The organism is Sphingomonas sp. Leaf257 (genome assembly GCF_001422185.1).
In the GTDB taxonomy this organism is placed as follows: domain Bacteria; phylum Pseudomonadota; class Alphaproteobacteria; order Sphingomonadales; family Sphingomonadaceae; genus Sphingomonas; species Sphingomonas yabuuchiae.
Genome location: NZ_LMMH01000036.1, coordinates 13,150 through 35,302, shown reverse-complemented (window position 1 = coordinate 35,302; position 22,153 = coordinate 13,150). Strand labels below are relative to the sequence as shown.

Here is a 22,153-nt window from a genome sequence, read left to right as displayed (position 1 = left end):
GAGAAGGATCATGATCGGATGTGTGGCGCTGCTGATCGCGGCCCTGCCAGCGGGAGCGGGCGCCCAGGCGGCCCCCAGCGCGGCGGCTCAGCCCAGTATCTTCGACAAGGCGGTCAACGCACCGGGCATCGGCTGGGCCCCCTATGGCCCCAACCAGACCGCCAGGCAGGTCCCCGCCCCCGAGGTTCCCGGCGGCAATGCCGTGCAGATCAAGGTCAGCAAGGCGGGCGCCAATCCCTGGGACAGCGGTGCGGCCTATCCCACGATCAAGCCGATCGCGGCGGGCGACACGATGCTGGTCATGGTCTTCCTGCGCGCGCCGGGTGCCACCGACGCCGCGCCGGTGACGATCCCCGTCGGCGCGGGCGGCTCCGAGGCGCCCTATACTCCGATCGCGACCGAGCCGGTGCAGGTCGGGCCGAGCTGGAAGCGTTATTATGTCTCGGGCGTGGCGACCCAGGCCTATGCGGCGGGCAAGGCGAACATCTCGGTGCAGCTCGCCGGGGCCAAGCAGGTGATCGAGGTAGGACCGGCGTTCCTGATCGACCTGGGGCCGGGGTTCGACCGGTCGAAGCTGCCGCATAACTGATCGGGTGGTCGGGGCGGCGCGCGTACGTCCCCACCCGCTCCCGCTCCTCACTCCGTTCGCACTGAGCGAAGTCGAAGTGCACGTCCCGGACGCGCCTCTTGGCGGATGTGCTCCCTTGGCCTTCGACTTCGCTCAGGCTGAACGGATGATGGGGTTTCCCGATCAAAAAAACCGCCCGCCTCCAAAACGGAAGCGGGCGGTTTTTTGGTCGGCCATCCCGGCCGAACCCCGAAGAGTCCGGCCGGCAAACCCGATCAGAAGGTGCCGCGAAGCGCGAACGAGAAGCGGCGGTCGTTGACGATGTACGAGCGCGGCGCAGTGGCGGTCGAGCCGCTGATATAGGCCTGCTCGGTTCGGACGACCTGATTGGCCAGGTTCACGCCCTGCACGCCGATCTTCAGATACTTGTTCAGGTTGATGAACGCCGAAGCGTCCAGCTGCCCGCCCGCATCCTGATAGATGGAGGTGTACGGGAAGATCACGTCCGCCGGGGTCAGCAGATACTTCGAACGCCAGTTATACGCCGCACGCAGCGAGATCGGGCCCTTTTCGTAGAACAGCGCGGCGTTGACCGTGTGCTTCGACAGACCTTCAAGCGGGATGTTGCCCGGCTTGATGTTCGACGTGCTGGCAGGCGCGCCACCGTTCAGGAACGAGTTGGGCAGGCCCGAGCTGTCGATATAGGTGTAGCTGCCGCTGGCACCGAACCCGCTGAGCAGACCCGGCAGGAAGTCGAAGGTCTGCTGATACGCAACCTCGACGCCCTTGATCTTGCCGGTGCCGTCAAAGTTGGAGGGCCCGCGGACCAGCACCGACTGGGTGATGCCGTTGCTGGTGATGTTCCGATTGGTGACCGACTGGTAGAAGAAGTTCTTCACCGACTTGTAGAAGACGTCGACCGACAGCTGACCGACGCGGGCGAAATACCACTCGACGGTGGCGTCGAACTGCCACGCGGTCGCGGGCTTGAGGTACGGATTGCCCGCCGTCGCCGTGATCTGACCGCTATTGGCGTCGAAGCCCAGCTGCAGGAAGTTGCGGATGTTCGCAAAGTCCGGACGAGTCATGACCTTCGACGCCGCCAGACGCAGCACCACGTCGCGCCCGATGCCGAACTTCAGGTTCGCGCTGGGCAGGAAGTAATGATACTGGCTGCGCGCCGTATCGGGCAAGGTCACGCCGGTCGAGAAGGCGGCGATGTTGTTGTAGGCGGCCTCACCCAGCTGACAGATACCAGCCGGACGGCCCGTGACGACCGTGCCGTCCGGACGGGTCGTGGTCGTGATCGCACAGCGGGTGGCGAAGGCGTCCGTCGTACCCGTCTGCTGCTGCGTCGGCGCACCGATCGAACCGGCCGAGGTGACGTCGGTCAGGACATAACGCACGCCGACATTGCCGCTCATCCGCACGTTGCCGAACAGATTGCCCGGCGTGGCGAAGTTCAGCTGCGCATAGGCGTTCTTGTCCTGCTGCTTCACCAGCTGGATTTCGGACGGCAGGTACGGCGTACCCGCAACGACGCCCGCACGCTGCGCCAGCGGCGACCAGGTCGTCGCGGTCGAGCCGTTGGCGGTCTTCCACAGATTGCCGATCGACTGCAGATAGGCGGCCGACTGCTGATAATTGCCGGTCAAGTCGCCGGTATAATAATAGGCAGAGGGCGAGCCGTTCGTCGCGCCGCGGAAGAAGTTCGGGAAGGTGTAGAGCTCGGTCTGGCCGGGGGCCTGGGCGAACGACACCGGGTTCGTGCCCGACCAGACTTCCGACAGCGCACCCCAGTTATAGGTGGTGTAGCGCACTTCGGACGAACGGTCGGCATAACGCGCACCGAACTTCACGTGCGTGAAGAAGCTGCCATCGTCGAACTTGTAATCGGCGTCCGCCTTGAACGCATATTCACGACCCACGCTCTCTTCGAGGTGATCCATCGCCGCACGCCAGAACTGGACGTTGCGGTTGGCGAAATACTGCGCGTCGTTCTGCTGGTTCAGCGTCGGGTTCGGCGTCGCCCAGCTCGCCTGGAGCGTCGAGGGCTTGTGCGGGATCACGACCGGCAGGTTGCCCGTCAGGTCGAGCTCGGAGTCGGCAAAGGTCGAACCGAACACACGGAAGTCGGTGCTGGTCTTCTTGGCGCGGGTATAGTCGCCGTCCAGGTTGATCGACAGATGGTCGTTCAGCTCGGTCTTCAGGTTCAGGCCGAAGTCGGTGACGGTGTTCTCGTCACGCGTCATGCCACGCGCCAGCGACTGCTGCGTGCCGCCGGTGGGGACCCAGCAGGTCGCCTGGCCGCTGCACGATGCACGATAGCCGTTGCCCGGCGCGGTGATGTAGCCCGACTGGAACAGGCCACCCGCGTCATAGCTGTAGTTCTTCGTCGAGCCGGTCGGGCACTGCGCGATCGTCGAGTTGGCAGGCCCCAAATTGTTCTGGAGACAGCCGACCGGATAGGTGTTGTATTCGGCCAGATCGGGCGCGGTTTCGAAAGTACGCTCCGAGGTGTTGTTGACCGTGTGGGTGCGCAGGAACTGCGCGGTCAGGACAGTGCGCTCGTCGGTGCTCTGCCACTGGCCGGCCAGCGCGACGCCGTCACGCTTGCGGTCGAATTCCTGCGTCGCGAACTGGCCACCGATCGGGGCGTAACGCAGCGAGGCAGGGTCGAGGAAGCCGTCCGCGCCAGCCGTGCTGGCCGCGCCGCACGCAAAGCCGGTCGCGCCGCCGACCGGCAGCGTGGTCTGGTCGACCGTGCCGGGCAGCGGGTTGCGGCAGTTCTGCGCCGTGGTCGAGTTGGCCGCCAGCGCCAGCGTATTGTCGCGGGTCTGGATGTTGGTGATGCGGATGCTGTCCGCGCGGCTCTGCACGCGCGAGTACGACACGTTGCCGAGCAAGCCGAAACGGCCGATGCCCGTGTCCCAGGTATCGCTGACGAACAGCGAGCCGGTCGGCGACCACTTCTTCTTGAAGTCGCCATAATTGCCCTCGGCGGTAAAGCCCAGGTGGAAGCCCTTGTTGTCGAAGGGCTTGCGGGTGTTCAGGTTGACCGTACCGGCCAGGCCGCCCTCGATCAGTTCAGCGGTGGCGTTCTTGTACACCTCGACCGAGCCGAGCAGTTCGGCGGGGACGTCCGAGAAGTTGATCGCCTGGCCGCCGATACCGGCCGAGAAGGTGTCGCGCCCGTTGAACTCGGAGCGGACGAAGGTCAGGCCGCGCACCGCGACGCCCGAGCCTTCGACCGAGAAGTGGTCGGGATCGTTGGCGGCGGCGAAGCGGCTGATCGACACGCCGGGCACGCGCTGGAGCGCTTCGGTGACCGAACGGTCGGGCAGCGCGCCGATGTCGGACGCGGTGATCGCGTCGACGACGGTGTCGGAGTTGCGCTTGATCGACTGCGCATTCGCCAGGCTCTGGCGGATACCGGTGACGACGACTTCCTTGCCGCTGTCGATGTCATCGCCCGCGGGCGGCTGCGCGCCGGGGGCCTCGACGCTGGCACTCGTGCGCGGCGTGGCCGACCCGGCCGTACCCTGGCCCGCGACCGCGCCGGTCGGCGAGCTGGCGCTCTGGTCGGGATCGGTGGTCGTCTGCGCGAAGGCGGGCGTGGTCAGCGCGGCGATGCACAAAGCACCGGCCGAAGCGCCGAGCAGGAGCCGATTAAAACGATTGGCATTGGCAGTGAGCGGCGCAGCGCTGCGCATGATGGTCATCCCCCCCTTGTCGCGCGCCCCATGGCGTCGCTTGGTTCGGTCGCGATCGTGCCTTTCGACACGTTTCACAGACTCATGATTGCGCTACCAGCAACATTTCGACAAGATGTTTAACTTAAAGAATGTCCGATCCGGGACAAGGTGCGACATTCCTGCCACGCTCCCCCTGTCGGTGGATTGCGGCAGGACCCAACGCACGGCATGAAATGAGAAATTGGCCCGGGAATCACCGGGTCGGGGGTGGATGACGAAAGTGACAAACGACGTGGTGCGGGTCGTCATTGTGGGCGGCGGTACGGCGGGCTGGATGGCCGGCGCGGCCCTGACTCGTCTTCTTTCGGGACAATGCACGGTCCGCCTGATCGAGTCCGAGGCGATCGGTGTCGTCGGCGTCGGCGAGGCGACTCTGCCCCATATCCGCTCCTTCAACGAACGCCTGGGAATCCCCGAGGCGGAGTTCATGGCGCGCACCCGGGCCACCTTCAAACTGGGCATCGAGTTTCGCGATTGGGGCCGGATCGGCGACAGCTATATCCACCCCTTCGGCACGTTCGGACGCGGCGCAGGAGCGATCGATTTCCACCATTACTGGTCGCGGTTGGCACGCGAGCGACAGGATCTGCCGCCGCTGGACCAGCTATCCTATGCCTGTACCCTGGCGCGCGAGGCGCGGTTCGAGCATCCCGATCAGGGCCGGGGCGGCCTGACTTCCACTTTCGGCTATGCCTATCAGTTCGATGCGCTGTTGTTCGCCCCCTATCTGCGCAGCCTGGCCGAGGAAGCGGGCGCGGTGCGCACCGAGGGCATGGTCGTCGATGTCGAGCGCGACGGCGAGAGCGGGCTGATCCGTTCGGTCACGCTGGCCGATGGCGAGCGGGTCGAGGGCGACCTGTTCATCGACTGCTCGGGCTTCCGCTCGCTGCTGCTGGGCCAGACGCTGGACGAGCCGTTCGAGGACTGGTCGAAATGGCTGCCGACCGACCGCGCCGTCGCCATGCCGTGCCGGACCGAAACGGCCGTCACCCCCTATACCAGCGCGATCGCCATGCCTGCGGGCTGGCGCTGGCGCATCCCGCTCCAGCACCGCACCGGCAATGGCTATGTCTATGCCAGCGACTTTATCAGCGATAGCGATGCCGCCCGCGCGCTGGAAGAAGCGGTGGAGGGCGAGAAGCTGGCCGAGCCACGCCTGCTGCGCTTCAAGGCGGGGCGGCGGCGGCGAAGCTGGGTCGGCAATTGCGTCGCCATCGGGCTGGCCAGCGGTTTCCTGGAACCGCTCGAATCGACCAGCATCTATCTGGTGCAACAGGCGATCACCGCACTGATCGAGCTGTTCCCCGGCCGCCAGATGGACGCGTCCGACCGCGACGAATTCAACCGGGTCATCGATCTGGAATATGACCGGATTCGGGACTTCCTGATCCTGCATTACCACGCCACGTCGCGCGACGGTTCGCCCTTCTGGACCTATGTCCGCACCATGGCGATCCCCGACAGCCTGGGCGAAAAGCTGGAGCTATGGCGCCGTCGCGGCCGGGTGGTGAAGTATCGCGAGGGCGTGTTCCTGGATGCCAGCTGGATCGCGGTGTATCTGGGCCAGGGCATCGTCCCCGAAGGCTGGGACCCGCGTGCCGATGTGGCGCGGACCAGCGATCTGGTTCAGGCTGTTCGATCGCTTCGCAGCGAGATCGCTGCCGAAGTCGCCAAGCGGCCCGATCACCGCGCCTTTCTGGAACGCTATTGCCCGATGGTGGCGGCATGAGCGCGCCGATCCGCCATGTGCTGGTCGCGGGCAGTGGCCTGACCGCCTGGAGCGCCGCCGCCGCGCTGAAGCGCCGCGCACCGTTCCTGGACGTCACGCTGCTCGCCACCCCGGCCGCCCATGACGCACTCGCCGACCGGATCGCCTGCACCCTGCCTTCGCTGCCCGGTTTCCATGCCGATCTGGGCATCAGCGAGGATGACGGGGTGACGCGCACCGGCGCGGGCTATCGGCTGGGCACGCGCTTTTTCGGCTGGGCGGAGGGACTGCCCGACTATGTCCATGCCTATGGCAGCTATGGCCACGCCATCGGTCCGGCGGCGTTTCACCTCCATTGGGTCCGCGCGACGCGCGACGGCCGCGCAGCCCCGTTCGACGCCTATTGCCCGGCGGCGCAACTGGCGCGAGCGGGCGGCTTCGTGCCGCCGTCGCCGGGCACGCCCTTTGCCGGGCATGACTATGGCCTGACGCTCGACCTCCCCCGCCAGGTCGCGATGATGCGTGCCTTCGCCCTGCATGTCGGGGTCCGCGAGGTCACGGATTCGATCACTCAGGTGCAGGTCGATGCGACCGGCCATGTGACCGCTATCGCAGTGCAGCATGGTGCGCCTCTGACCGCGCATCTCTATATCGATGCGACCGGCCCCGCAGCGCTGCTGCGTGGCAGCATCGACGATGCGTGGCAGGATTGGCGCGACTGGCTGCCCTGCGACCGCGTGCTGCTGGGTACGCAGGTGTCGGGCGAAGGGGCGCCGGTGCTGACGCCCGCGACTGCCCATGCCGCAGGCTGGCGCTGGTCGAGCGGCGAGCAGGTCGGTATGGCCTATGGCAGCGCGCATCTGTCCGATGCCGAGGCCGCCGCGATGCTGGCACGTGACGGGGCGGTGGCCGACGCCCCCATCGTCATCCGCTCCGGCACGCGGGCCCGGGCCTGGCGCGGCAACTGCATCGCGATCGGCGACGCGGCGACGCAGGTCGAGCCGCTGGAATGGTGCAATCTGCATCTGGCGCTGAGCGCGATCGACCGGCTCGTCACCATGCTGCCCGATACCGCCATGGCCGAGGTCGAGGCCGCCGACTTCAACCGCCAGACCCTGGCCGAGGCGGAGCGGGTGCGCGATTTCCTGGCCGTGCATTACCGCACCGCCCGCCGCCCCGAGCCGATGTGGCAGGCGGTGGCGCAGGCCGAACTCCCTGCGTCGCTGGCGCATACGCTCGGCCAGTTCGGCGAACGCGGCCGCCTGCCCTTTTACGAGGAAGAAACCTTCACCCGCGACAGCTGGGCCGCAATCCTGCTCGGGCAAGGATATCTTCCCCGTCGCATCGACCCGCTGGTCCACGGCGTCCCTGCGCCGCAAGTCGATGCCGCCATGGCGCGGATGACCGACGCGATCGCCGCCGCCCTTCCCCATGTTCCGGCCCATGCGCAGTGGCGCGCGGCCCAGATGAGGCGCCTTGCCCGATGACTCCCCATTCCGACCATTTGATCCGCCGGGTCGTCATCGTCGGCGGCGGCACCGCCGGATGGATGGCCGCCGCCGCCTTCGCCCGGCTGCTGAACAACGGCTATACCCATGTCACGCTGATCGAGTCCGAGGAGATCGGCACGGTCGGCGTCGGCGAGGCGACGATCCCGCCGATCATCACCTTCAACCAGATGCTCGGCCTGGACGAGAACGACTTCCTCGCCAAGACGGCGGGCACGTTCAAGCTGGGCATCGAGTTCGTCGACTGGGGCGAAAAGGGCGAACGCTATATCCACCCGTTCGGCCGCCATGCGCAGGATCTGCAGGGCGTGCATTTCCACCAGCTCTATTTGCGCGAACGCAGCCGTCGCGCCCTGCCCGACATTGCCGAATGGTCGATGAGCGCGGTCGCGGCGAAGGCGGGCAAGTTCGGCCGCGCCAAGCCCGATGCCCGCTCGCCGATCCGCGAACTGTTCTACGCCTTTCATTTCGACGCCTCGCTCTATGCGCGCTATCTGCGCGGCTATGCCGAACGCGGCGGGGTGACGCGGATCGAGGGGCGGATCGACGCGGTCAACCTGCGGCCCGAGGACGGTTATGTCGAGGCGGTGACGCTGGCCGATGGGCGGCGGATCGAGGGCGACCTGTTTATCGACTGTTCGGGCTTTCGCGGCCTGTTGATCGAGGAGGCGCTGGGCACCGGCTATGAGAGCTATGCTCAGTGGCTGCCCTGCGACCGCGCGGTCGCGGCGCCCTGCGCGCTGCCCAACCCGGCCGAGCCCGATCCCTTCACCCGCGCCACCGCGCGCGATGCCGGGTGGCAATGGCGCATCCCGCTCCAGCACCGGATGGGCAATGGCCTGGTCTATTGCAGCGACTATCTCGACTCCGAAGCCGCCGAGGCGCAGTTGCTGGGCAGCCTGGAGGGCGAGTTGCTGGGCGATCACCGCCATCTGCGCTTCACCGCCGGGCGGCGGCGGCAGAGCTGGAATCGCAACGTCGTGGCGCTGGGCCTGTCGAGCGGGTTCCTGGAGCCGCTGGAATCGACCAGCATCCATCTGGTCCAGGCCGCGATCCAGCGCTTGGTGGCGCTGTTCCCCGACACGCGTTTCGACCCCGCCGAGCGCGACGAGTTCAACCGCCAGATGCACGACCTGTATGAGGATGTGCGCGACTTCATCATCCTGCATTACAAGGCGACGCGGCGCGACGACACGCCTTTCTGGAACCGGGTGCGCACCATGGAGGTGCCCGAGAGTCTCGCGCGCAAGATGGCGCTGTGGTCGGGCAAGGGGCGGCTGTTCCGCGAAGGCTATGACCTGTTCAGCAACCCCAGCTGGGTCGCAGTCTGCCTGGGCCAGGGGTTGGTGCCTCAAAGCTGGGAACCCGCCGCCGATGCGCTGGATGAGGATCTGGTCGCCCAGGCGCTGGAGCAGATGCGCGCGGGTTATGCCGATACCGCCGCACGGATGCCGAGCCATGGCGATTTCCTGCGCATGACCGCCCCCTCCCCGCTGGCCCCCGCCATGACGGCAGTGCGTGGCGGGCAGGACGGGTTCGATTTCGCACGGACGAGCAGCACGGTGCAGGCCAAGGGCCCGCTGTTGTGACGCGCGTGATCCTTCCGCTGCTGGCGCTGGCGGCGACCGGCGCGGGAGAAGCGCCGGGGCCGCATCTCAACCAGATCGGCTTCCGCCCCGACACCGCCAAGCATGCGATCGTCGCGAAGGAGGGCGCACCCCTGCCCTGGGAGTTGCTCGACGAAAAGGGCCGCACGGTCGCGCGCGGGCAGGCGACGGTCTTCGGCCCCGACGCCGCCTCGGGCGATACGGTGCAGCAGATCGACTTCGGCGCGTTCCGCACGCCCGGCACCTATCGGCTGAAGGTCGATGGCCGCACCAGCCATGCCTTCACTATCGCAGCCGATGTCTATCGCCCGCTGGCACGCGCCTCGCTCAATTTCTTCTACCAACAGCGTGCCGGGGTGGCGATCGATGCGCGGTTCGCCGGTGGCACCGCATGGGCCCGCGCGGCGGGCCACACCCATGAGGTCGTCACCTGCTTCAAGGGGCTCGATCAGGCGGGCACCGACTGGCCAGGCTGTCCCTATAAGCTGGACGTGACCGGCGGCTGGTATGATGCGGGCGATCAGGGCAAATATGTCGTCAATGGCGGCGTTGCGTTGTGGATGCTGCAAAATCTCTATGAGGTGGATGCCGCCGCGCCCCCCTTCCCCGATGGCAGCGCCGCACTGCCCGAGGCGGGGAACGGCATTAACGACCTACTCGACGAGACGCGCTTCGAAATGCGCTTCCTGTTGGCGATGCAGGTGCCCGACGGCCAGACGATGAAGCTGCCGCTCGGGCGGCAGGGGCGCGGCCCGTTGCGGCTGACGCCGGTGGATGCGGGCGGCATGGCGCATCACAAGATCGCCGACCGCCACTGGACGAGGATTCCCACCCCGCCCGCCGACGATCATGAGGAACGGCTGCTGTTCCCGCCCAGCACGGCGGCCACGCTGAACCTCGCGGCCACCGCCGCGCAATGTTCGCGCATCTGGCGGGGGATCGACGACGACTTCGCCCGGCGCTGCCTGGTGGCGGCGGGCAAGGCGTACCGGGCGGCGCTGCGCAACCCGGATGTCTATGCCGCGCAAGCGTTCGACGGCAGTGGCGGCTATGGCGATGGCGAGTTGTCCGACGAGCTCTATTGGGCGACCGCCGAGCTTTACGCCGCCACCGGCATGCCCGAACTGGCGGAATCGCTGCACAAGATGCCGCTCCACGCCGCCCCGCTGACCGGCGAGGCGAGCTGGGGCAGCGTCGCCGCGCTGGGCACGATCACGCTGGCGACCGCGACGGGTGTCCAGCCCGCCGAGCGCGCCGCGGCCCGCGCCAAGCTGATCGCGCTGGCCGACCATTTCCTCACCGAGGAAGCCCGGTCGGGCTATCGCATCCCTTATGCGTCGACCGCCTATCGCTGGGGATCGAACAGCGTGCTGCTCGGGCGCGGGCAGGTCTTGGCGCTGGCGGCGCGTTTCACCGGCGAAGCCCGCTACCGCGACGGCGCGGTCGATGCGATGGACTATGTGCTGGGACGCAATCCGCTCGACCAGAGCTATGTCAGCGGTTTCGGGTGGAAGCCGATGCAGAATCCGCATCACCGTTTCTGGGCGCATCAGTTCGACGCCCGGCTGCCCGGCCCGCCGCCGGGCGTGCTGAGCGGCGGGGCGAACAGCACCGTCTTTCCCGAACCGGCCTCCGCACCGCTGAAGGGCAAGTGCATCGGCCAGCGATGCTGGATCGACGACGCCCGCGCCTATGCGCACAACGAGGTCGCGATCAACTGGAACGCGCCGCTCGTCTGGCTGGCGACCGATCTGACCCGACCCCTGCCCGCCCGCCCCTGACGGCGGCGACAGGCTTCATTCACCCGAACATCGTCACAAAGAGCTGCAGAAGAGGACAGAATATGGACCGTCGTAATTTCATGAAGACCGGCATGGCGATGGGCGGTGCCGCTCTTGCCACCGGCAGCGGCACATTGGCCGCCACCCGCGCGGCGGCCGCCACGGCGTCGGACCTGAGCTTTCCCAAGGATTTCCTCTGGGGTTGCGCCACCGCCTCCTACCAGATCGAAGGTGCGGTCAAGGAAGACGGACGCGGCCTGACCAACTGGGACGTGTTCTCGCACACCCCCGGCAAGGTCGCGAACAACGATACGGGCGACGTCGCCTGCGACAGCTATCACCGCTATAACGAGGACATCGCGCTCCTGAAGAACCTGGGCGTGAAGGCGTATCGCATGTCGATCGCCTGGTCGCGCATCTTCCCCGAGGGTCGCGGCAAGTTCAACCAGAAGGGCCTCGACTATTATAACCGCGTGATCGACGCGCTGCTGGCGGCGGGCATCCAGCCCAACGTCACCATGTTCCACTGGGACCTGCCCCAGGCGCTGCCCGGCGGCTGGCAGAATCGCGACACGGCCAAGGCGTTCGCCGACTATGCGGGCTTCATGGCGGGCAAGCTGTCCGATCGCGTCCACCGCTTCATGACGGTCAACGAGCTGCGCTGCTTCACCGACCTCGGCCACATGGTCGGCATCCATGCGCCGGGCCTGAAGCTGCCCCAGGGTCAGGTGAACCAGGTCCGACACCATGGCTGTCTGGCGCACGGCCTGGGCGTCCAGGCGATCCGCGCCAATGCCAAGGCGGGCACGGAGGTCGGCATTGCCGACAATGCCAGCATCTTCGTCCCCGTCATCGAGACGCCCGAGCATATCGAGGCGACCAAGAAGGCGATGCGCGAAGAAAACGCGATGTTCCTGACCGCCGTGATGGAGGGCAAATATACCGACGCCTATCTGAAGAGCGCCGGGGCCGATGCGCCCAAGGTGCAGGCGGGCGACATGGCCGCGATCGCCAGCCCGCTCGATTTCGTGGCGCTGAACATCTACACGCCGACCTTCGTCAAGGCGAACCCGGAGGATGCGCGCGGCTATACCCCGTTGCCGCATCTGCCCAACTCGCCGCGCATGGCCTCGCCCTGGCTCTATGTCGGCCCCGAGGCCGCCTATTGGGGCGTGCGCGCGGTCAGCGAGATGTGGAACCCGAAGGCGATCTACATCTCGGAGAACGGCACCTCGGCCGACGACAAGCTGAACGACAAGGGCCTGGTCGATGACGGCGACCGGATCATGTATCTGCGCAACTATCTGGGCCAGTTCCGCCGTGCGGCGGCCGAAGGCTATCCGCTCAAGGGTTATTTCCTGTGGAGCCTGATGGACAATTTCGAATGGGCCGATGGCTATGGCCTGCGCTTCGGCCTGCACCATGTCGACTATGCGACCCAGAAGCGCACCCCCAAGCTGAGCGCGCAGTGGTATAAGGAACTGATCCGGCGCAACGCGCTGGTCTGATCCGAAGCCGGACGAACAGGAAACCCCGCCGGTTGCAGGACCGGCGGGGTTTTCCGTGCGCGTCATCCGGCGCCCATAAAAAAGGGCAGAGACGGCGTGATGCCATCCCTGCCCTGTAAGGCTCCATTGGGGGATATCGCGGGGTGGGCCGCAACCCACCCCGATCCGGTCAGAAGCGGAAGCGCAGGCCCGCGCCGTAATAACGGCCCTCGTCACGCACGTCGCGCGGATAGGACAGGCCGTTGCCATAGCTGCGATAATTGTTGAACGGCTTGGCCAGAATATTGGCCACATCGAAGGCCACCGTGATTTCCTTGGTGATGTTGTAGTTGAAACCGAAATCAAGCCGCTGGATGCGGGTCGTGCCCTCACCGTTATAGAAACCGTCGCCGTTGATGAAATTGCCGTTCAGATACGCATCGCGGTTGTTGAATGACAGGCGGGTCGAGACATCGCCCTTCTCATAGAACAGAGCGATATTATAGGTCCACTTCGACAGGCCGGGGATCGGCACGAACGGCGGCGCGGTGGTGCCGCCGGTCGAGGCGAACAGATTGGCCGGGTATTGCTGCTTCCCTTCCAGATAGGTGACGTTCGCCTGGACGCCGATACCGCTCCACAGCCCCGGCAGGAAGTCGAAGAAGGTCTGACCACCCACTTCGATGCCCTTGATGCGACCCTTGCCCGCATTTTCCGGACGGCTGATTTCGATCAGGCCGTAAACGGGGTCGATGGTGCGGTTGATGTAATTGTCGATGAACCCGTCGAGATCGCGGTAGAACACGGCCGCCGTCAGCGAGGCGGTCGGCGAGAAATAATATTCGACCGTCGCGTCATAATTGTTGGAGATCAGCGGGCGCAGATCCGGATTGCCGCCGCCGCCATAGGCGTTGGGCCGGGTGTTCAGCCCCGCCGGGAAGCGCGGGTCGAGCGGCTGGTCGGGAACGACCTGCTGTGTATTCTGGGTGATGTTCAGGGCTGGGTTCAGCTGGTTGAACTGCGGTTTGGTCCGCGTCTTTGTTACGCCGAAGCGAATCTGCAGCTTGTCGCTCGGCCGAATCCGCAGCGAGATGTTGGGCAGGATGTCGACATAATTGGCGCGGGTGCGGCGCACCTCGCTGCGGCGAACGCCGTCGAACAGCACCGTCGAGATACCGCTATATTCGCCCACCGTGTTGACGACGCGGGTGCCGATCATGCCGTCGAACCGGATCGAGCCGATGTTGAACTCGTATTTCGCCTGTCCATAAAAGGCATAGGTCTGTTCGGTGGCATAGAAGGCAGCCAACGGGTCCAGCTGAACCTCGGGCGTTGAGAAACGGTTCAGCGCGTCGCGATAGCCCTGATCGGCGGGGTTCCCCGCGACCAGCCGCTGCAGCGCGTCAAAGGCATATTGGCGAAGCTGCGGCGCATTGCCCGCAATGCCGTCACGCGACGGCATCAGCCAGCTGGTGAAGCCCTGGTTGCCGCGGAACGCATTCTGGGTCAGCGCCAGATCGCCCACCGGCACCTGCGCCAGCGGGATCGCCAGCTGCTCGGTATAGGCATAGCGATTGCCGCGCTTCAGCGACGCATCGCGATCGGTCCAGCGGATACCGAATTGCAGCTTCGGGAGCAGCGACAGATCGGTTTCCAAGTCCACGTCGGTGCGCCACTGCCACCCCTTGCCCTGCACGCGGTAGGTCGCCTCGAAATAACCGCGCCAGATATAGTTGGCCGGGTTGGTGTTGTCGAAGCCCGGCAGGTCGAACGACACGCCATCGTTGACGAAGAAATTGACGTTCGCGACCGGCGCCCTGGAGAAGGCCGTGTCGAAGCTCCACTCGTCCGAGCCATATTGCGAGAAGGTATAGGCCAAGTCGGTCGACAGATGCGCACGACCGATATCCCATTTGGCGCCGCCCGCCGCCTGATACGTGTCCGTGTAACCCTTGACCGTGCTCCGGAACGCTTCGGGACGATAGCCGCCGGTCTTGGTCAGGCTTTGCACCTGCAGCGGCTCGCCGGGACGCAGCACGACATCGCTCAGCGTCGGATTGCTGTCGAGCAGCGGGACACGGAACCAGTCGTTCGCGACTTCGCCGCGATAGCTCTGATAGAGGAAGTCGTAATAGAGTTCGAGATTGTGCGCCGGACGCCACTGGACACTGGCATTCATCGCCGGGCGCCAGCGCTTGCCGCTGTCATTATAGACGCCGACTGCGGTCGGAATCTGGAAGTCGCGGCCGACCGAGCTCGGAAGGATGGTCGTCCCGGCCGTCGGCTTGTTCGTATTGCCCTCGCCCCAACGGACCGCGTTGCGGTACTGCGCCTGGGTATAGACGGCGTTGATCAGCCAGCCGATCTCACCGATGGGGGTTTCGGCACGCTGGCTGAGGAGCAGGTTGCCCAACGGATCAAACTTTTTCGACTGGTCGTTATAGGTGCCGCGAAAGCCGCCCGCGATCGTAAAGCCCTTTTCGAAGTCGAACGGCCGACGCGAACGCACATTGATGAGGCCTGCCAGACCCGGTTCCAGCAGATCGGCGGTGCCCGACTTGTAGACTTCGAGACCCGCCAGCGCACCCGCCGGGAAATCCTGAAGCGCGACGCCCCGGCCTTCGGCGGTGAAGATGTCGCGGCCGTTGAAGGTCGTCGCCACGTCGGGCAGACCGCGGACCAGCACCTGGGTCACTTCGTCGCTGTAGCGGCTGACCTGGATGCCGGTCACGCGCGCCAGCGACTCGGCCGCCGTATTGTCGGGCAGCTTGCCGATGTCCTGCGCGACGATCGCGTCGAGGATCGCGTCGGAATTACGCTTGATCGCCTGCGCCGAACCCAGACTGGCGCGGAAGCCGGTGACGACGATGTCGCGCGGATCGGCCGGTGTTTCGGACAGGCCGGTGGTCGAGGCCTGGACCGGGCTGCGGTCCGGCACTTCGGCGACGTCCTGGCGGATGCCGACGGCGGTCTGCGTCTCGATCGGGGCGTTCGGATCGGCGGCTTGGGTCGTCTGCGCGTCGGTCGACGTCTGGGCCATGGCGGGCGCCGCCAGCAACGCCCATGGCGTGACGGACAGCAAAAGGACGTGACGCTTCATCAGACTTCCCCTCATATTGGCCCGAATTTTCGGTGCCGGTGACGGAATGATTTGTCTGACTAACGCCGAACCGCGTCAAGCCGAAGGTTACAAAAATTTTATACGCTCTTCAGATAGTGGATTTTTGGCCACATGCCCTGGCGCAAGGGCATGAAGATGTTAGCGCTGCCAAAATGCTATTTTGATTACAATTCAGTGCAGTAGGATCGAGCCCCCACGCCCGTTCCGTTAGCCTTTACTTGTCCGTCTTTTAGGCTGAAGCACGAGGCTTGTCCGCGTGCCGACCCTCGACCACCGATGACGAGCGCAACCCGATGTATCAAAATTGGGCATTGGAGCACCCGCCGCCGAATCGACGGCATGGTCAGGACGCCGCCTTCTCCACGACCGGCCATCCCGCCTCGTCCCAGTGAAGCCGGGCGATCCGTAACGTCGCCACACCCCCGGCGGCCGCGTCATAGGCGTGGTGGACCAGATAGTGGCGCCCATCGCGGTCACGCATCACGCCGGCATGACCCGGCCCGCGAAAGCGATCGCGCCCTGCCGCATCGGCCTGAAGAAGCACCGTTCCGCCACCCTCACGCATCGCCCGGCCCGAGCGGTCCACATAGGGGCCCTCAATCGAGCGCGCGCGCCCGATGCGCAGATGGTAGCTGCTTCCGGTCCCGCGACAGCAAAAGTCGAACGACACGATCAGCCAGTACCAGCCGTCATGATCGATGATAAAGGGGGCCTCGATCGCATTGGTCTTGTCGCCCAAATCGCGCCGGGCGATCATTCGTGGCTTGGCCCCGGCGGCAGGCTTGCCGCTCCGCGGATCGAGCCGGACCAGTTGGATTCCGTCCCAGAAACTCCCAAAGCTCAGCCATTCGCCGCCCTGGCGATCACGCACAAATGCCGGATCGATTGCATTATACGGATCGCCCTCCCGCGAGGCGATGACCAGCCCCTCGTCCCGCCAGCCATAGCCGGGCGCGTCCGGATCCAACGTCGTGGCGGTCGCCAAGCCGATCGCCGAATGCTGCGTGCCGAAGCGGGAAACCGAGTAATATAGCCGATACCCATTCCCGACCCGCGCCCCGACCCGCGCGATGTCGGGAGCCCACATCTCCCGCGCGCCGGGCACCGCTGCCCTGGCCCAGTCCGGCAGATCGGGCAAAGGCGACGGCAACGAAGCCCAGTGCCGCAGGTCGCGCGAAGTCCGGGCCACCAACGGCCGCCGGTCACGCTGACCCGTCGAATAGACGTAATAACGATCGCCCTCGCGGATCAGCACCGGATCATGCGCCGGCACGATATCGCCCGACAGAGCCGTTTCGCGCGGCGCCGAGATCAGCGCCTTGCTGCCCAATGCCACCGCGCCGACGAGCACCATGGCCCGCAACAGATACAGACTGCGCGATCGGCCCAATTGGCGCATGACGAAACCCCCGTTCCTCGGCCGGATCATGAACTCGCCCGGCGTCCTGATATAACCAAATTATAGTCGGACATAAATCAACGCAAGTTGCGCACCGAAGCGTAAGACTATTCTCCGGTTACCCCGAAGATTGCTGGAGTCCTCCAAACGACTTTGGGCCCCTGAGTGCTGGACCATCTTCATTGATTGCCGTCGTCGGCTTCGCACGGTCCGAGGCTGTACAAGATGCGAGCCCGCCTCGCCGCTCGTATTTCATTCCCTGATACCGTGCCTCAATCCCTCGCTTCGCGCAGGGCATCGAGTTCTGCCAACCGCACCGGATCGTCCGCCGCCAGCGCCTCTTCGAGGTAGAAGCCATAAGGTATGTCGCGCACCAACTGCCGCGCTTCCTCGCCATATCCTTCCGCAATGACAGGAAATGCATCGACCAACTCGCGGAGAAAGCCTTTGTCCATATTCTCAAGCTGCCATCCAAGCATTCCCATCATCTTCTCCCCGGTATGAGGATCAAGATCGTCTTCGGGAGTGAGTTCGACGAAGAGGACATATTCCGCTATGATATACGCGACTTGTTGAGCGATCATGGCTTGACGACCTTTACATGAATGTTGGTAACGTTCATCCTTCGGAGCAATTTGAGCGCCTTGACCTTCTGAACCGGCGTCGGAACCTCCCAAAGCCCGATCAGACGATTCTGCGCCAATACCTCGGACTGCCGCAGGACCTGAGCGCGTGCATTCGCCATGTTTCTTACGCTCCACTTGCGATCAATCACGTAATCGCCTTGGACGCCATCGAATTTTACAAGCCGCCGCGACCCGTCTGGCATGGTTCGCGTCAATGTCGGCGCATGACCGGATCGCGCGCCAGCGGCAGAATCATTATATGATTTCCAAGGCTTGTCCGACTTGATCGTTTCTTTCACCCAGCCGATCTGGGGAGGCTCAAATGTCGGACGCGGCCTCATCACGCGAAGACGGCGGACCGCCGCAACTTTGGAGAGCCCAGCCCCAGGCGCCACCGCAAGTGCGACATTTCCCGCAACCGTCGCTGAGGCACGGCCAATATCCCGTGCAGAGGCATGAGAGACAGCGGCGGCCGCCCGCGAAATCTGGATTCGAGCAGGAATATCCTCCGCAGTGATCGCAGCATCGATCCTATTCGCAATGCCGCTGGCAGCGTCGCGAACGGTCACCACGGGGTTCGTCGTCAGTACGCCCTGGATATCCGCGACCGCTCCCCTCCCGACGTCATACAGCCCTTCACCGACGCCACCGACAAACTCGGCAACGGGATTCGGATGCTTAGCGGATCGCGCGCTTCCGACAGGTTTCGTCTTCGCACTCGACAAACCAAGCCGTTCGGGCTTTTTGGCTTCTCCCGTCGCCGATCCTTGCCGCGACAGTCCCACCTTCGGCAGGGCTATACGCTGCGAATTGCCGCTTTCTCTTCCAGGGCCCCGAGCCACGTGTCCCGTTCGGCCCAAGGGGCGGCCACCTGCTTTGGGGATCGCATCGCCAGCACCTGCGGCTTCCTGGCGCCCTGCCCCCGCAGAGGTAAACCGGCCGTTCGCCGGATCGTGCCATGGGTTGAATTTGAGCTCAAGACCGTCAGGCCCCAGCGCTTGCGGCAGCCTACCTGTTCGCAGCCACCATGAAAAAGCACGTGTCTCCCTATTCTTAGACGCCTCTGCCATATCACCCCACCCTTTTGCGGAACATATATAGAACAGATAGCGAATTGTCAATGTTGCCCATCGTTCGTCCGATGGACTGACATTATGGCTGTGTTTTCAAACGACTATGCACGTGCCACGTTGCCGCTTCAGGATAACATGTAAAGGCTCGAAGGAGCCCATCTCCGTTCGACTATCTTCGGATTAAACTGCTGCGCTTGCAAAGATTCTATGGGACCAAAGGTCGCAACGGGTCTGCTTGACCCCGCCCATCTATTTCGCCGCGTGAATGCGCCAACAGCTCTTCGCAACGAGCCATGAGGTCGTCGATTCGAACAGGATCAGGCAGCAAATCAACGTCCACTTGCCGAATGCTTCTTTAACGCCGTCCTGAAAGATCAAGCGACCGTAAATCACGAATGGCCGTCAGCGAACTGACGACCGCCGTCATTCGCCGCTTTCCGACGCGGCCTGGGTCAGTGAGGGATCGAAAGATGGTTCGCTTGCCAGTCGAACATATAAGCTCATCGCAATATCGACATCTTACGCTCGGTAAGATGGTGCCCCTGGCCGGACTCGAACCAGCATGCCTTGCGGCGTTCGATTTTGAGTCGAATGCGTCTACCAATTTCGCCACAGGGGCAGCGAAGAGGCGCTGCTAGACGAGGGTGATGCGCGGTGCAAGCGCCGATTGTCGGGATCAGGGGCAATCGTGAAGCGCCACGCATACGAAGACTACGAGCGTGTAGAGCAGGACCAGGACAATCGCGGCCAGGTAAAGCGGTAGGATCAGGGCCTTGGTTCGGGTACGCCAAGGCAGCATCCAAAGGCCGATAAGCCCAGGTACGGATGCCAACGCCGCAAGAGCATAGAGGAGCGCAGGCGCGCCAATTCCAGACCCTACGGGATCGGACCAGATGATGGCCAGCCACGTCAGCGGTGGCCCGAAGGCCATCAGCAATATAGCGGCGATCCAGCGCCCGGCCTTGCCCGCCATCAGTTCACCGGCGGCCGTTGGCGATAGCTTAGCGCTTCGGCGACATGGATACGCCCGACCTGCTCCGCCCCCGCCAGGTCGGCGATGGTGCGGGCGACGCGCAGGACGCGGGTATAGCCGCGTGCGGTCAGGCGCATTCGCTCGGCCGCCTCGACCAGCAGGGCGCGGCCTGCATCGTCCGGGGTCGCAAAGCGTTCCAGCCATTGCCCGTCCGCTTCGGCATTGGTCCGGATCGTCACGGCGGCATCGCGGTAGCGTTCGGTCTGGAGCGCACGTGCCGCCGCTACCCGCGCGGCGACCGTCGCGGATGATTCGGCGGCAGCGGGAGCGAACAGGTCGATGGCGCGAACCGGCTGGACCTCGACGGACAGATCGATTCGGTCGAGCAAAGGTCCGGAAATCTTGGCCTGATAATCCGCCGCACAGCGCGGCGCGCGGGCGCAGGCCAGCGCCGCGTCACCCAGATGGCCGCAGCGGCACGGGTTCATCGCCGCGATCAGCTGCACGCAACTTGCGAGGCACGTAAACTGAACGGCAACGCTATGTATGCAAGGGTCGGACAATGCCTCAGACTGCCATCATCTATTCCCGGTTCTCATCGGCAGAGCAGGGCAAGGGATATTCCTTAGAACGTCAACAAACTTTAGGCGCACAGTTCGCGGCCGAACAAGAATGGACGGTAGAGCGCACGATAAGCGACGAAGGGCGCAGTGCCTTTCACGGAGCAAACCGGCTTGAGGGGGCGGCGCTTCATCAATTCGAGCTGGAAGCGCGGAATGGCCTCCATCGTGGCAAGGTGCTGGTGGTCGAGAACATCGACCGATTAAGCCGCCAGGGCGCGAAGGCCGCCGCCACCCTCGTTTGGGGCCTCAATGAACATGGTGTTGATGTTGCGACCTATCACGACCAGCACGTTTACCGCGCAGGCGAAAGCGATGATCTGCTCGACGTCTTTAAGGTCATTATCCACGCGCAAAATGCCCACCAGGAAAGCCACAAAAAGAGCAAGCGCACGGCGGCGAGCTGGGCAAGCCGGTTGGATCGAATAGCCGCTGGCGACAAATCGGTGATGGTCCCTAACCTACCGAATTGGATAGACCGTGTGGACGGTCAGATGGTTCTGAACGAGCATCGAATGAAGGTGCTAAACGACATCTTCGACCTTTACATCGACGGAATGGGCATTCATCGCATCTTGTCGGTTCTCCACAATCGCGGGGAAGAAAGCTGGACACCTGAGGATCAGCGCCGGGGAAACAACGGCTGGTTCTACAGCTATATCTACAGGCTACTGAATAAGCGCGCAGTCCTGGGCGAATACGTCACGCATGACGGTAAAACCATTTCGACTGACTTCTTCCCCCAGGCGATAACGGCGGAGAAGTGGAACCGCGCGCAAGCTGCTCTCGCCATGAGGAAGGGCAATCAGAGCACAGAAAAGAAGTTCACCAACCGAAACCTGCTACAGGGCTTAGTCGTCTGCGAGAAGTGTGGTGGCGGGGCGCATTTCGGCCATACGACAGATACCGTCCAAAAATACATCAAGAAGAGCGGCGAGGTGGTGAATTATCGCCGAAAGACCTATCGAAAGTTGCGGTGCGATCGAGCACGCCGAAAGCACAACTGTGATAACGGCTCGATCCTAAATTACGACGTCATCGAGGCTACGGTCCTCCAGGAGATGGTTCCTCAGCTTGTCGACAAGAGGCTCGAAGACACGGGCATCAAGCAAGCGCGAGAGAGCGTCGCAGAAAGCCACCGCCTTCGCGCAGGAACACAACACAAGCTGGATAACCTCATTGATGCCCTGGCTGACGGCAGCTCCAAAGCGATCACCGAACGCATTAGGGTGCTGGAGCGCGAGATTGAACAGCTAGACCGGGACATTGAGGGATCAGAAAAATTTCTAGCGATCCAGTTGTCCCGCCCCTCCCCTCTTGAAGATGGTGCGCTAGTCCAGAAGCTGCGCGACGATCTAATCGACGAGGATGACGACATTCGGACCTACGCGCGCGGCCGCGCCAATATGGCGCTACGCCGCCTCATCAAACGCATTGTGCTGACCGAGACAGACTGCTTCCGTATAGAACCCGACGACTATAGCTGGTGGCTGTTTGACGCCGACGGAAGGATGATCGAAGGAGCATGGACGCTTTCTCCCGAGGAAGTGACCGCCTGAGAACCCTCAGGAAAAGCCAAACAAGAAGAGGGTGCCTGCGTAGCGCCCTCTTCTTGTTTGGCCCTGTACGGAGCTTAGCGGGGCAGCTGGTACGCTTTGCCAGCCACCTCTAGCTTGAAGAAATTGCGATGCCGTTCGCAGTACACGCGCTGTCCACCGAACGAAAAGCAGAAGCAATCCTCCTCATAGTCTGCATTGTAGTCCAGCGTTGTGTCAACAAAGCTGGCGAGCGCTGCAAGGTCGATCTGCATGTTGGGCATTTTGTGCCTCCTTTTCCGTACCTCAACACTGGCATCTTCATCCAGCGTTGCGACCAAAAGTAGACACGCTTCGCCGCTCTTCTATTCTTCTACATCTTCGGTTGCCCT

The 22,153-nt window shown here is 64.1% G+C and carries 14 protein-coding genes, 1 tRNA gene and 1 pseudogene; 7 read left to right on the top strand and 9 right to left on the bottom strand.

From position 1 onward, the window contains the following. The first annotated feature begins 10 nt into the window (after positions 1 to 10). Positions 11 to 589 carry a hypothetical protein gene (locus ASF14_RS19175; protein ID WP_056439120.1) on the top strand — a complete coding sequence of 193 codons (579 nt, stop codon included), beginning with the start codon at positions 11 to 13 and terminating at the stop codon, positions 587 to 589. A 254-nt stretch (positions 590 to 843) separates the two neighbouring features. Here ASF14_RS19175 and ASF14_RS19170 read toward each other — a convergent pair whose 3' ends face one another. Continuing rightward, positions 844 to 4,290 carry a TonB-dependent receptor gene (locus ASF14_RS19170; RefSeq protein WP_330218803.1) on the bottom strand — a complete coding sequence of 1,149 codons (3,447 nt, stop codon included), beginning with the start codon at positions 4,288 to 4,290 and terminating at the stop codon, positions 844 to 846. 244 nt (positions 4,291 to 4,534) lie between these two features. Here ASF14_RS19170 and ASF14_RS19165 point away from each other — a divergent pair, with 244 nt between their 5' ends. From ASF14_RS19165 to ASF14_RS19145, 5 genes are all read left to right on the top strand, one after another. Further along, on the top strand, positions 4,535 to 6,052 hold the full coding sequence (locus ASF14_RS19165) for a tryptophan halogenase family protein (RefSeq protein WP_056439117.1): 1,518 nt from the start codon (positions 4,535 to 4,537) through the stop codon (positions 6,050 to 6,052). Continuing rightward, positions 6,049 to 7,518, top strand: coding sequence for a tryptophan halogenase family protein (locus ASF14_RS19160; protein WP_056439113.1), 1,470 nt, complete (start codon positions 6,049 to 6,051; stop codon positions 7,516 to 7,518). Before ASF14_RS19165 ends, ASF14_RS19160 begins: the two co-directional genes overlap by 4 nt. Further along, complete coding sequence (locus ASF14_RS19155) at positions 7,515 to 9,128, top strand: tryptophan halogenase family protein (protein WP_056439111.1); 1,614 nt, start codon at positions 7,515 to 7,517, stop codon at positions 9,126 to 9,128. The genes ASF14_RS19160 and ASF14_RS19155 overlap by 4 nt, the downstream gene beginning before the upstream one ends. Further along, positions 9,125 to 10,927: a glycoside hydrolase family 9 protein gene (locus tag ASF14_RS19150; RefSeq protein ID WP_056439108.1), complete on the top strand. Its 1,803-nt coding sequence runs from the start codon at positions 9,125 to 9,127 to the stop codon at positions 10,925 to 10,927. Before ASF14_RS19155 ends, ASF14_RS19150 begins: the two co-directional genes overlap by 4 nt. A gap of 62 nt (positions 10,928 to 10,989) precedes the next feature. Beyond that, complete coding sequence (locus ASF14_RS19145; protein WP_056439105.1) at positions 10,990 to 12,435, top strand: GH1 family beta-glucosidase; 1,446 nt, start codon at positions 10,990 to 10,992, stop codon at positions 12,433 to 12,435. 169 nt (positions 12,436 to 12,604) lie between these two features. Here the strand turns inward: ASF14_RS19145 and ASF14_RS19140 are convergent, their stop codons facing one another. From ASF14_RS19140 to ASF14_RS19115, 7 genes and pseudogenes are all read right to left on the bottom strand, one after another. Further along, a complete protein-coding gene (locus ASF14_RS19140; protein ID WP_056439101.1) occupies positions 12,605 to 15,514 on the bottom strand; it encodes a TonB-dependent receptor in 2,910 nt (969 codons plus the stop codon). Positions 15,515 to 15,878: 364 nt separating this feature from the next. Next, entirely contained in the window at positions 15,879 to 16,934 is a 1,056-nt protein-coding gene (locus ASF14_RS19135) for an arabinan endo-1,5-alpha-L-arabinosidase (RefSeq protein ID WP_236697152.1), read from the bottom strand. A 272-nt stretch (positions 16,935 to 17,206) separates the two neighbouring features. Continuing rightward, entirely contained in the window at positions 17,207 to 17,518 is a 312-nt protein-coding gene (locus ASF14_RS19130) for a hypothetical protein (protein WP_056439098.1), read from the bottom strand. Beyond that, entirely contained in the window at positions 17,515 to 18,285 is a 771-nt protein-coding gene (locus ASF14_RS21715; RefSeq protein ID WP_168371572.1) for a hypothetical protein, read from the bottom strand. Before ASF14_RS21715 ends, ASF14_RS19130 begins: the two co-directional genes overlap by 4 nt. Before the next feature lie 882 nt (positions 18,286 to 19,167). Beyond that, positions 19,168 to 19,252: transfer RNA gene (locus tag ASF14_RS19125), tRNA-Leu, on the bottom strand. A 57-nt stretch (positions 19,253 to 19,309) separates the two neighbouring features. Continuing rightward, a complete protein-coding gene (locus ASF14_RS19120) occupies positions 19,310 to 19,606 on the bottom strand; it encodes a hypothetical protein (RefSeq protein ID WP_056439095.1) in 297 nt (98 codons plus the stop codon). After that, positions 19,606 to 20,112, bottom strand: a pseudogene (locus tag ASF14_RS19115) (ATP-binding protein); the annotation flags it as partial. The gene ASF14_RS19120 and the pseudogene ASF14_RS19115, both read right to left, overlap by 1 nt. Positions 20,113 to 20,168: 56 nt before the next feature. Here ASF14_RS19115 and ASF14_RS19110 point away from each other — a divergent pair. Then, positions 20,169 to 21,785, top strand: a complete 1,617-nt coding sequence (locus tag ASF14_RS19110; protein ID WP_056439089.1) for a recombinase family protein — start codon at positions 20,169 to 20,171, stop codon at positions 21,783 to 21,785. 74 nt (positions 21,786 to 21,859) lie between these two features. Here the strand turns inward: ASF14_RS19110 and ASF14_RS19105 are convergent, their stop codons facing one another. Next, positions 21,860 to 22,045 (bottom strand): hypothetical protein, encoded by a 186-nt coding sequence (locus ASF14_RS19105; RefSeq protein ID WP_056439085.1) that lies wholly within the window; start codon positions 22,043 to 22,045, stop codon positions 21,860 to 21,862. Positions 22,046 to 22,153 lie beyond the last annotated feature (108 nt).